At 59.5% G+C, this 12,461-nt stretch carries 9 protein-coding genes; 2 read left to right on the top strand and 7 right to left on the bottom strand.

Annotation, left to right across the window (positions count from 1 at the left end):
* Positions 1-8: 8 nt before the first annotated feature.
* From N3C12_06265 to trxB, 7 genes are all read right to left on the bottom strand, one after another.
* Positions 9-1,010, bottom strand: coding sequence for an NAD-dependent epimerase/dehydratase family protein (locus N3C12_06265; protein ID MCX8072040.1), 1,002 nt, complete (start codon positions 1,008-1,010; stop codon positions 9-11).
* Positions 1,007-1,930 (bottom strand): formyltransferase, encoded by a 924-nt coding sequence (locus tag N3C12_06260; GenBank protein ID MCX8072039.1) that lies wholly within the window; start codon positions 1,928-1,930, stop codon positions 1,007-1,009. The genes N3C12_06265 and N3C12_06260 overlap by 4 nt, the downstream gene beginning before the upstream one ends.
* Before the next feature lie 6 nt (positions 1,931-1,936).
* Positions 1,937-3,049: a glycosyltransferase gene (locus tag N3C12_06255; protein ID MCX8072038.1), complete on the bottom strand. Its 1,113-nt coding sequence runs from the start codon at positions 3,047-3,049 to the stop codon at positions 1,937-1,939.
* Positions 3,046-6,135, bottom strand: coding sequence for a CusA/CzcA family heavy metal efflux RND transporter (locus N3C12_06250; protein MCX8072037.1), 3,090 nt, complete (start codon positions 6,133-6,135; stop codon positions 3,046-3,048). The genes N3C12_06255 and N3C12_06250 overlap by 4 nt, the downstream gene beginning before the upstream one ends.
* Positions 6,136-6,152: 17 nt before the next feature.
* A complete protein-coding gene (locus tag N3C12_06245; GenBank protein MCX8072036.1) occupies positions 6,153-7,370 on the bottom strand; it encodes an efflux RND transporter periplasmic adaptor subunit in 1,218 nt (405 codons plus the stop codon).
* Positions 7,371-7,376: 6 nt separating this feature from the next.
* Entirely contained in the window at positions 7,377-8,687 is a 1,311-nt protein-coding gene (locus N3C12_06240) for a TolC family protein (GenBank protein ID MCX8072035.1), read from the bottom strand.
* Between the two features lie 122 nt (positions 8,688-8,809).
* Positions 8,810-9,748, bottom strand: a complete 939-nt coding sequence (gene trxB / locus N3C12_06235) for a thioredoxin-disulfide reductase (protein ID MCX8072034.1) — start codon at positions 9,746-9,748, stop codon at positions 8,810-8,812.
* 85 nt (positions 9,749-9,833) lie between these two features.
* Here trxB and moaC point away from each other — a divergent pair, with 85 nt between their 5' ends.
* Both moaC and rlmD read left to right on the top strand, forming a co-directional pair.
* Positions 9,834-10,286 (top strand): cyclic pyranopterin monophosphate synthase MoaC, encoded by a 453-nt coding sequence (gene moaC, locus N3C12_06230; GenBank protein ID MCX8072033.1) that lies wholly within the window; start codon positions 9,834-9,836, stop codon positions 10,284-10,286.
* Positions 10,243-11,460: a 23S rRNA (uracil(1939)-C(5))-methyltransferase RlmD gene (gene rlmD, locus N3C12_06225; protein ID MCX8072032.1), complete on the top strand. Its 1,218-nt coding sequence runs from the start codon at positions 10,243-10,245 to the stop codon at positions 11,458-11,460. Before moaC ends, rlmD begins: the two co-directional genes overlap by 44 nt.
* Positions 11,461-12,461 lie beyond the last annotated feature (1,001 nt).

Below are 12,461 nucleotides of genomic sequence, written 5' to 3'. Positions count from 1 at the left end.
TGCAAACGTCAACCTTGAGGCCCAGCCGCATAAGCGTGCACGACCCCAGCCTGGGCCGCTTGTTGCCTAAACCAGTCAATGGTCCGCTGTAAGCCAACGCGCAGAGACGTATTCGCGCACAGACCTAAAACGGTTCGCATCTTTGACACATCAGGAACCCGTCGGGGGATGTCCTCGTAAGAGGACCCGTACACGTCCTCGGAGGAAACAAAGCGAATCGGGGAGCGCGTTCCAGTCAGCTCAATAATCAGTTGGGCTAGCTCGAGTATCGTGGTTTCGACGTTTGTGCCAATATTAAACACCTCGCCGTCGGTTCCGGGGTAAACCCCCGCAGCGACCGTGGCACGGACACAGTCGTCAACGTAGGTAAAGCAACGCGTTTGCCGTCCGTTGCCGATTACCGTGATTGGTTCGCCCCGTAAGGCCTGGCCTAGAAAAACCGTTACGACACGGCCGCTATCGAGCTGATCGAGGCGCGGCCCGTACACGTTGAAGTAACGCAGCACGGTAACGGGCAGCCCCAGGCGGTGATACGCAAAGCAGAAGTGCTCGCCCACGGCTTTGGAGGTGGCGTAGCACCACCGATCCACTCGTGTGGAACCGAGCACACGATCGTCATCTTCGCTCCAGGGCACTTTTGGGTTTCGCCCATACACCTCGGAAGTCGATCCGAACACTACCTTTCGCTGACGTTTACAGGCCGCTTTCAGCACGTTCTGGGTGCCATTGATGTTCACGTCGAGCACCTCCTGTGGTGCGGCGACGTAATGGTCGACCCCAACAACGGCGGCTAAATGGTAAACCAAATCGCACTCTGCAATCAGCCGATCCAACACATCTTCATCGAGCACGCTACCGCGAATGAAACTAAAGCAAGGATGCCGCAGTAGATGCCGTACCTTGTCCGGAGGACCCGAATCAAACGCCAGCACGGTGTCGCCTCGGCGCAAAAATTCTTCCGCCAGGTGCGATCCGACAAACCCCGCTCCACCTGTGATCAGAACCCTCATTGCATTCGTTCTCCTCGGCTGACGCCGTGTCTGCGCGCCCACTCCGCTCCCGGGCACGGTTCTTCCCTGTCCGATTGGACCTCCTCGAGCACCACCACACCGCGCCCACATTGCACGACCAGCTCGGGATCGGTTTCCAACACTGTTCCCGGCAGGCCAGATTCCGCAGGCGCGGGCACAGCGGATGCCCGCCACACGAGCAGCTTCTTTCCGCGCCAAAAGGCAAATGCCCCGGGGTACGGCTTCGTCACAGCCCTGACCAAATTGAAAACCTGCCGCGCCGTAAGAGCCCAGTTGATCCGTCCGTCCTCCGGGCGACGTCCGCCAAAGTACGTGGCCTGACTGTGATCTTGCGGAATCCGCGGCGCGTTACCGCTGCACAAAAGTGGGTACACGTCTCTCAACAGCAACGGAGCGGCTTCCGCAAGTTTGCGATAGAGTGAAAGTGCGTCGTCGGAGTCGTCGATGGGAATCACTCGTTGAGCAACGATGTCGCCCGCATCTGGCTTCTGGGTCATGTAATGGAGGGTTAAGCCGGTCTCTTTCTCGTCGTGGATGAGCACCCAGTTGACTGGGCAGCGGCCACGATAACGAGGCAACAACGAACCGTGCAAGTTCAGCGCGCCGTGAGTCGGAAGTTCGAGCAAGCGCCGGCCCAGCAACCGGCGGTAATAAAAGGAGAATATGAAGTTCGGCCGAACTGCTTCAACACGATTCACCCATTCAGGTGCGTTAACGTTCTGCGGCGCAAAAACAGAAAGGTGTCGGTTCCTCGCCAGAGCCGCGACCGAGCGGAACCACACATTTTCTTCCGGGTCGTCCTCGTGAGTGATCACAAGTGGCACATCGGCGCCGAGACGCAAAAGCTCTTCCAAGCACACATATCCGAGTTCGTGGTAGGCAAAAACGACGCAGCGCATAACGGGTCACGGTTGACCGAATTCGTGCACCGCACGAATGACGTAAGGTGGATTGCGTCTCGCGCAGTGCGGAGTACGGCGCAACGTCGTTCCAACCAACCCTGCGCAGACAAGACCAATCCCGACGCACAACCCGACAACACCCAGAAGAAACTGTGGAGAGGGGGACGGTGCGCTATGAGGGCCCCGCGTCGCCGAGGAAAGCCCAACGAGCGTGGCCCCGGTAATCGCACTGACGAGCCCAATCGGCCCAAGCCAGCGGGGTAGGAGTACCGGCATCGTAGCCAACAGAGCCCGGCCGAGACGGAGTAACCCCAGCACCGAGTACCGAGAACGTCCGCGGAAACGCGCTGCGTGGCGGACCGGGATCTCGATCGCCCGTTTAGCGACAGCATTCGCGAGCACCGGGATGAAGGTCCAATTACCACTCCGGAGGATCACTTCTCGCACCACTTCCCGCCGGTACGCGCGCAGCATACATCCGAGGTCTTGCATCGATGCGCCGGTGAGCAGGGCGACGAAGGAGTTGATCACCCGTGAGAGGAAAATGCGCGCCTGGGAGTCACGCCTCCCCACACGGCGGCCCCCAACGACATCGGCGCCTTGGCCCACGGCGTCAAGCAAACGTGGGATTTCCTCGGGCGGGTTTTGCAGGTCAGCATCGAGAGTGACCACAACATCCCCGCGGCACACGAAAAAACCAGCCAAGATTGCTGCATGCTGCCCGCAGTTGCGCGCTAGCTCCACCACGCGCACGTGCGGATCCTTAGCGGCGCATTCCAGGAGAAAGGACAACGAACCGTCGTTGCTGCCATCATCGATGTAGCAAATTTCGTAGGTCCGCCCGAGTTTGGCCAGCACACGGGTCAAGCGCAGATGCAAGGGCGGTAGGTTGGGCCTTTCATTGAAAATCGGCACAACCACGGAAAGGTCCAGTACTGACCGGTCATTGGCGTTTGCGCCCTCTGACTCCTGCCCTTCCTGGGAGCAAGCGCGTACATCGACAGCCGGTGGGCGAGCTTCCGAATGCGCGAGTAGCGCATCGGTTGCGCCCGTCGCGAGGTTACGAGCAGGAAGGTCACGAGGCGGCAGACGCTCTGCCTCATCAGCACATTTCACAGCCTCACCTCTCCGAGCAGAGGCGCACTCAGGCGGTACAACGCGGGCAGCACAACGAGAGTGAGCAGGCAGGCACTCACAGTACCCCCAACAATCACGACCGCCACCGGCCTTTGTACCTCGCTCCCAATGGAATGACTCAGGGCAGCCGGGACCAGACCAAGTGCGGCTAGGCATGCAGTCATGAGAACGGGACGTAGCCGTTCCATGCAGCCCGAAACGATGGCCATCTCGAGGGGGGTACCTTCGCGCCTTTTCTCCTCCACGCGAGAGAGCACCAAAACTCCATTTAACGACGCTTGCCCGATCAAAGCAATAAAGCCCACTGCCGCGGAAACCGACAACGGCATTCCGGCGACCCAAAGTGCCAGCACTCCCCCAACAAGAGCGAATGGAGTGTTCAACAGAACCAACATGGCCGGACCAAAGCGTTGGAAGGATTGAAACAGGAGGATCAATGTAACGACGAGTGCGACCGGAACGACCGTCAACAACCGCGCCATCGCACGCTCTTTGCTTTCGAACTCACCTCCCCACTCTGCCGTCACCCCAGGTGGCAATTTCACCGCGGCCGCAACCCGCTGCTGCGCCTCTGCAACAAAGCTTCCCAGGTCGCGGCCGCCAACGTTCATGCGAATCCCGATGTAGCGCCGCCCGTTTTCGCGGGTGATTGCTGCACGACCGCGGCCCACCGTTACCGTGGCGAGCATTTCCAAAGGAACTGTCGCTCCCCCTTGCACTGGTACTTGCAGGTTGCGGATCTTTTCAATGTGCGCCCTGGCTGAGGGCGGGTAGCGCAACACGATGTCGAACCGGGCCTCACCGTCCCAGTACACCCCGACTTGTTGCCCACCAAGGGCGGCTTGCAGCACGTGCTGAAAATCCTCCATGTCCAGACCGTATCGACCTAGGGCATCGCGGTCCGGTTCCACTTTGATTTGCGGGATCTCGCTACTCAGCACCAGTCCTAAGTCCGCGATTCCGGGCACCCCGGCGAGCACACCCTTCACCTGCTCCGCCAACTGTTGCAATTCAACCAAATCTTCCCCGAACAGCTTGAGGGCCACTTGTCCCTTTTGCCCAGAGATCGACTCGTTCACGTTATCTCGGATCGGCTGAGAGAAGTTCACCTCGACGCCCGGGACCTCGACGAGTCGGCCTCGGATGTCCTCGATCAGGTCGCTCAGGTTGCGCACATGAGCGCGCCACTGTTCGGGAGGCTTAAGCAGCAAGAATACCTCCAAATTGTTCGCCAGCTTCGGGTCTGTCCCATCTTCGGGCCTCCCAAGCTGAGTGAGGACTTCCTTTACCTCGGGGTGGTCGCGCAACAAGGCGGTAATTTGAGGCACCATTCGCCGTCCCTCGGTCAGACTCGTGTCCGGTGGCAGGGTAAACGTCAAGTACAATGAACCCTCGTTGAGTTCGGGCAAAAACTCGGAGCCCATGCGGGCGAGCAAGTAGACGGAACACCCGAGCGCCAAAACCACCACGGCAAGAAGTGCCCGGGGCCACGTCAAGGCGAAGTTCAGCGCTGGCTGGTAGGCTCTTTCCGCCCAGCGTAGTAAAGGGGACTCACGATGGACAGGCAAATGTCGGTAAGCGAACGTCGCCAAAACCGGCACCAGGGTAATCGAGAACAGCAGGGCGCCAAGCAGAGCCGCCACCACCGTATTTGACATTGGAGCAAAAATTCTTCCCTCCACGCGCTCCAGCAAGAAAATTGGAAGGTATGCTGCAATGATGATGAGCAACGCAAACACCGTGGGCCGCACAACCGCAGTGACGCCGGCGCGAACCCGTTGGCTTAACGCCTGTGCGTACGGCGCTGATTGATTGTGCGCGCTTCCGTACAAGTGCAGCAGAATACTCTCGATGATCACCACGGCACCATCCACGATGATTCCGAAGTCTATCGCCCCCATGCTGAGCAAGTTGGCGCTCATTCCGCGAACGTGCAGGTAAATGAATGCACTAAGGAGCGAGAGCGGGATGACTGAAGCCGCGATCGCTGCGGCGCGGATGTCCAAAAGGAACGCGAAAAGAACGATCGTCACTAAGGTCGCCCCCTCGAGGAGGTTGTGCCCTACGGTACGTAGCGTGGTGTTGACCAAATCCGTGCGATCGTAAAACGGGATGAGAGATACACCGGTCGGAAGCCCCCCACCGTTGAGTTCTGCAACCGCCTGACGGACCCGTTGCAGCACGACGGATGGATTTTCGCCCCGCCGCATGAGGACGATGCCCTGTACCACGTCGTAGTCGTTACCTCGACTCACCACCCCCTGTCGCGGCGTCCATCCATCTTGCACTGCAGCCACATCTCCTACGCGCACAGGCGTGCCATCGCGGCTTGCGACATGGACCGCGGCGATGTCCTGCAAGCTGCGGAACATGCCCTCACTCCGGATGACAAACTGCTCCGAGCCATGCTCCAACACGCCACCACTCGCATTCACGCTACTCTTGCGTAGGGCACTCTCGAGTTGCTCTAAGGTGAGGTCATAACCTGCAAGCCTGGCGGGGATGGGCTGAACGTGAACCTCGCGAACCAAGCCGCCATAAGAAACCACGTCGGCCACGCCCGGCACGCGAAGCAATCGCGGGCGAACCACCCAGTCCTGAATGGTGCGCAGACGCATCGGGTCGCCACCCGCCCCTACGAGCGTGTAGCGGTAAACTTCTCCGATCGGAGTGGCGAGCGCCCCGAGTTCCGGGACCACTCCTTCGGGCAGCTCTGCACCTCTTAAGCGCTCGAGGGTTTGAGCCCGCGCAAACAAGACATCGAAGCCGTCATCGAACGTCAAGGTGACGTACGAGAGCCCGAACAACGAGATGCTTCTCAACCGTATGAGCCCCGGTGTCCCATTGAGGGCACGTTCGATCGGGAGACTAATCTGCCTTTCCACCTCTTCGGCAGGTTGTCCAGGGAACAAGGTAATGACGTTGACCTGTGTGTCCGTGGGATCGGGGAACGCCTCGATGGTTAGAGCACGAAATGCCCGCCAACCGAACAAGATGACTACCCCAGTGAAGAACAAAACAGCGCTGCGGTTCCGGAGAGACAAGTCAACAATGCGGTCGAACATGGGCTTTGTTGGACGTGTTAGGGAACAAGGTCGATGGCGTTTGCGAGCAAATTTGCTCCGCGAGCCACGTAGCTCTCCCCGGGCTGCAAGCCGGATAGGATTTCGATCGAGTGTTCGCTTTGACGGCCGGTAGTCACATCACGCCGTTGAAACGTCGGTGGGTTCTCACTCGCCACGACAAACACGGAGACCCGTTGATCGTCGGTAACGACAGCCGTTGCAGGCACCACGACCACTGTGCCTTCCCCGGGGTCGAAGACCACCTGTACGAATGCGTTCGGTCGCAGCAGGTGGTCCGGATTTGGCACTCGGATTCGCACGTTGACCATGCGTCGCTGTGGGTCTACAACTTCGCTCACGTATTCAATTTCTCCTGTCCAGACCCGGCCCGGCTGCGCCGCGCTGCGAATCCTCGCCTGTCCCCCGGCGCGCAGCCATGTCGCGCGCTGCTCGGGAACGTCGGCCGTAACCACGACCTCGCTGAGGTCAGCGATGACAAGCAATGGTTGTGTCCGATCCGCGCCGACTTCTTCACCCACGAGCACGTTCCGCTCAACGACCACACCGTCCCGAGGCGCCAGCAGCCAATACGACCCATCGGCCGACACCTGTATCGGGCGACTGCGCAATTTGAGCTCCGCGGCCTGTCGGGACAACCGCACCTCCTCCAACTTGAGCTGAGCTGCAAGCAGGTCTTTCTCGGCAGCAGCGCGCAACTGCACTAAAGCACCCAACCGTTCCACCGTCTTCGCGCGCACCGCCTCACTAGCTTGCAAGACCTCGATTTCGTGCAACAGGTCGACGAGGGCAGCAGACCTAAGTGAGATCAAGCGATCCCCAGGGTTCACCCGTTGCCCTAAGCGAACGGCGACGCTGTCGACTCGCCCCTCGAGAGGTGCCACGATAGGTTCCGCCCGTGATTCGGCAACGGCCACCCGTCCTGCAACGGGTTCGGGATCGAGCACTCGCTGCAATTTGGCCTGTTCAATGGTCAGGTAACCTAAGGTTGCTGCCGCACGCTCGACCTCAACCTTGGTGCCGTCCACGCGGATTGGTGACTTCGGGGCTTCTTGCAGGTCCCGTTCACAGCCGAGCAGCGCCACGACCACGGCTGCCGAAACAACCACCCCGACGAACGTCAACCTCAGCGGCAAGGAGAATCGATCAAAGCGACGCAGTGCTACGCTGCCACAAGGCGCGTCCTTTGCTCTTCTCAAATCCTCACTCCACCTCATAGGTTCTCATTTTTCGGTTGAGACCGTGGGAAATTGGCCAGACAGTTTCCGAATTGTCAGAGCGGCGGAGAAGGCATCGCCGTCGAGCTCCACGCGCTCCCGCAGTAAATCCTGGTAATTTCGGCGCGCGACCAGCACTTCGATTGCCGATATCCCACCGGCACGCTGGGCTTCGACCAGTGTGTCCCGCATGGCACTCGCTTTCGTCACTGCGCGATCCAGTTGCTCCATGCGACGAAGCGCCAAACCGAGTTGTTCCGTCGCCCCCTTTAGGCGATCGGGAAGGCTCTCCGTCAGAACGCGGAGGAGTTCGCGGGCTCTCGCCTCAACAGCACGGGCCGCAATGAGGTCAGCCTGGCCGCGATCAAACAACGGAATCGGCATTTCAAAGCCGACCACTAGACTGTTGCGTTGATTTCCAGCGACGGTGAACTGGTCGTACGTGTACCCAGCACGCAGCGTGACATCGGGCACAGCGCGGCGCTCCGCGAGCACGGCGTCTTGCTCGGCCGCGGCGATGGCAGCCCGCAGCGCCTTGAGATCGGGGCGTAGCTCTAACGCCAAGTCGACGGAAGGCTGGACCCCCGCAACACCCTGGTACGATCGAACAAGAAAGCTCTTCGCTGCCTCGTCGTCAGCGAATTGCGGGCACGGCATTGCAAGCAGCGCGCTGCACTCGGATTGTGCCTGGAGCAGAGCTGCTTGAGCACTTTCCCGCAGTGCCCGCAGTCGGGCTTGCTCCACTTCCGCGACATCCACATCCAACGCAGGGATTTCCCCACGGTCAGCACGTGCCCGATCCAGTTGTAGAAGTTCCTCGGAGTCGCGAATCTGTTGGTCCAGCACCGCGCTCCGTCGTTGCTCGGTGGCGATCCGTCCAATCGTGTCCAGGAGAGCGAAGAAGCGATCGCCCAACACGGCTTCTGCCTCGGCGCGTAACCGTTCAACGTCGAACGCTCGGGCGGCGATACGAGGGCCACGCTTCCCCAATTCGAAAAGCTGTGCAAAGACAACGGAGTAATTAGGAATTTGATTGAGGCGGTCCGGCAATCCAGGCGGATTGGTCCGGCCAACGGGAATGGTATTCCAACTTCCGTCGATTGACGGGTTTGGGTACGTCCGTGCCCGCAGATGCGCGCTTTCTGCTTGGCGAAGAGCTGTGCGGGCATCGAGCACCTCTGCCGCACGCGCCCACAAGAGAGCTGCCAGCGCTTGCTCGTCTTGGTACGAGAGTAGGGCTGCTTCCTCGCCGAATACGGGAAGGGCAACCGCAACGAGCATCGCAGCCCAGGTCAGAGTCCCAAGTTTCAAGCGCACGTATTGATCCCCGTGAGTCACGAACGCGTTCTAGACGCGCCAACACGCGCGCGATTCAATCCGTTAGGGCCGACCGTTGTTCGGCTATCGTCTTTCGACCGCAACCGAACACGTGATGCCATTCACCCGTGAGCTTTCGCTTCTAGCCACCGCTCTGCATCAATTGCAGCCATGCAACCTGTTCCGGCAGCAGTCACTGCCTGACGATAGGTCGGATCTTGCACATCCCCGCAAGCGAAAACGCCCGGCACACTGGTGGCGGTGGAGCGCCCGCGCGTGATGATGTAGCCGGCTGGATCCATCTCAAGCTGCCCTTGAAACAGTTGCGTATTCGGTTGGTGCCCAATGGCGATGAACACGCCCTCGCAGGCGAAGTCGCTTAGCTCGCCGGTTTTGACGTTGCGCAGCCGTACCCCTGTAACCGCCTTGCCATCGGGACTTCCGTAAATTTCGTCGACCACCGAATCCCAGATGAACTGGATTTTCGGATTTCGACGGGCGCGTTCCTGCATGATTTTCGATGCCCGGAGTTCATTTCGGCGATGGACGACGGTGACTCGCGAAGCGAACTTCGTCAGAAAGATCGCCTCTTCCATGGCGGTATCCCCACCTCCAACGACAATGACTTCTTTGCCCTTAAAGAAGAATCCGTCGCACGTAGCACACGCTGATACTCCGTGACCCATCAGGCGCTTTTCAGACTCAAGGCCCAACAATTTCGCAGATGCTCCGGTGGCAATAATCAGAGCGTCACAAGTGAACGCCTCACTGTGGGTGCGGACCTCGAACGGCGATTGCGAAAGCTTCACTTCGGTGACATCGCCGTAAACGTACTGTGTCCCGAAGCGTTCAGCCTGTTTGCGAAACCGTTCCATCAACTCAGGGCCTAAAAGTCCCTCAGGAAAGCCTGGGTAATTTTCGACCTCTGTCGTGATGGTCAACTGCCCACCGGGCTGCGAACCTTCAATCACAACGGGAGCGAGATTCGCGCGGGCGGCGTACAATGCCGCTGTCAGCCCCGCTGGCCCCGAGCCGAGAATAATGATTTTGTGGTGTGTCATGAGGTCTCGAACTCTACTGACTCAGTCAAGCCCCCGCAAGGATTCCGGTCAGTTCTCGCACTTAGATGCGCAGGGGAGAGCACGCATGGTGGACGTAGGTGCGAAGCCGAAGACACGACGGGAGGCTGTTGCGCGCACACTCATCCGCATGCAACCGTCGACGCTGGAACGAATTGTCAAGGGACGGATCGAGAAGGGAGAAGTGTTCTCGATTGCCCGGTTAGCGGGGATCATGGCAGCGAAGCGGACAAGCGATCTTATTCCGCTTTGCCATCCTTTGCCGATCGAGGCGGTCGAGCTCGAGCTGGAGCCCGTCGCTCCGGGCGAGTTAGAGATTCGCTCCCGAGTAAGGGTGGAGGGAAAAACGGGCGTGGAAATGGAGGCGCTGGTGGCCGCAAGTATCGCAGCCCTTACGGTCTACGATATGTGTAAGGCAGTAGACCGTGAGATGGAAATTGCAGAGCTTCACTTAGTCGAGAAAAAGGGGGGTCGGAGTGGTACGTTTCGTCGGCAGCGAGCAAAGCGAAGCGATCGGTAAGGCACATGAGTTTCCCTGTCCGCACTATCCTCAATGCGTAGGGTGCCGCCTGATTGGGCAGCCGTACGGGGCACAACTCGAGTGGAAGCAGCAAAAGTTACGCGCGTTGGTTGCCACCCAGTGGCCGAACGGGGGTCCTGCGATCGGCAACATCGTCGGGTCACCACAAGCGTTCGGCTACCGCAATCAAGCGAAGCTGGTGCTTCGTCGCTCCGTTCGACGAGGGTTGCTGGTTGGCTTATTTCGTCCCGGCACCCATGTCGTTGTGGATATTCGTGCTTGCCCGGTTCACCATCCGTTAATCACTACCACGCTTGCCCGGGTTCCTGCCTTGTTAGAGGCGAGCGAGTTGCCAACTTACGACGAGCGGACGCATGAAGGCTCGCTCCGCTACTTAGTCCTTCGCGTCAGCCGTTGGACGAAAAGCGTTCAAGTCATCCTCGTCACGGCCACAAAGTTAGACCAACGCCTGAGGACACTGCTCCGTGCTATCGCTCGCCTCCCGCGAGTTCGCAGCGTGGTGCACAATTACAATCCATCGGCCGGCAACGTCATCTTCGGAGAGCTCTTTACGCCTGTAACCCGAGAGGACACTTTGGCGGAGCGCATTGGGGCCTTCAAACTCAAAACTCGTGCGGGTGCGTTTCTGCAGGCGAATATCCCGGTGGCTCGCCGGATTTACGAATACGTAACTCAGGTAGTTCAAACGTCAGCGGAAGAGCTTGTTGCGGACCTTTACTGTGGAGCGGGCGCGCTCACTTTTCATCTCGCGCCAACGGCAAAACTTGTGTTTGGTATTGAGGAATCGCCGATTGCGAGCGCGGATGCGCGGAGCAACGTGCGGTGGAACGGTTTTCACAATGTGCGCATCCTCACTGCCACCGCTAACGAGGGTGCACGTATTCTGGGGGAGCGATTCGGTCGCGTTAGCGTTGTGACACTGAATCCTCCGCGCAAGGGCGTGGACGAGGAGGCGCGCTTGGGGATCATTAAGCTTGCTCCGCGGCGCATCGTGTACGTCTCGTGTAACCCAGAAAGCTTGCTCCGCGATTTAGCGTGGTTCGAGCGAAACGGATATCGAACCACCGTCATCCAACCCTTCGATATGTTCCCGCAAACGGACCACCTCGAGTGCGTGGCTGCGTTAGACTCCGTGGACCATAGCCCCTGTTAGCAACCGGGGCGAATAGCCCAGCCGGCCTAGGCGAGAAAAGCGCTGGGACCGCCCTTTCCCCAAGCCGCCCGAGTTTCAACCCCCGGCGGCGTAAAAGGCAGCGCCGTTTCCAGCTCACGTTCAGGGTCGGCCAGCAACGCCAGCGAGACAGAGCGAGACAAGGGAAGTTGCGTGATCCCTCACATGCGGTGTTCCACACTTGATTCCGGAGGGGCTTGGACTCGGTTGCCGGCCGCCGTATCGAGCGAATGGCATCCTCACTTGATCCCGAGGGCGCTCGGGCTGGGGACGTTTCAAGGGCATTCGATGATTGTCGTTGGAGCTTGACCCCGAGCGCGCTTAGACGCGGCGAGTCAAACATGCCGGAGGGCCCGGCGCGATACCTTGTTCCTATGCACGCTTGGGCTCGGGGCCAGCCCTCTTGTCGAGCGAACGGCGCCCTCCCCTGATCCCGCAGGCGCTCGAACTTGCTCAGGTCCACGTCTGGGGTTCTCGCTCGGCCACGGAGAGACTCGCGCAATGGGGCAGCAGATTTCGCTCCTCTTCACCCCATGCATCCACCACACGGCCCCGTGCACCTGCCCATTCCAGCCATCCGTGCAACCAAAAGTGGGGTCCAATCCTGGATGGAGTCCCATCTGGGATCCCATCGTGGGATCCCATCGTGGACACCCAAGATCCCATCGTGGACATCCAACAAATCCCTTCCTAGGAATCCCATGCTGGAGAAATCCCATGCTGGAGAAATCCCATCCTGGACACCCACCGAAGGAGGCACTCCTCCCAAATCCCATCCTGGACACCCAGGAAAAGCCGCTCGAGGAACCGGTCGAGGGCATCCAGTAGATGGGGGCCAAGTCTGGAGGTCAATGCTGGAGTGCAATGCTCCAGCGACGCCGATCGGGGGGGCAATCTTGGAAGGGAGGTCAATTCTGGAGGTCAATTCTGGACATCCAGGAAAAGCAATTTTGGAGGAGGCAATCCTAGGCAATCCTGGACAT

This window comes from Candidatus Binatia bacterium (genome assembly GCA_026415395.1).
Classification (GTDB): domain Bacteria; phylum Desulfobacterota; class Binatia; order HRBIN30; family HRBIN30; genus HRBIN30.
Note: the sequence above shows the minus strand (reverse complement) of the source record. Positions and strands in the feature narration are given on the sequence as shown.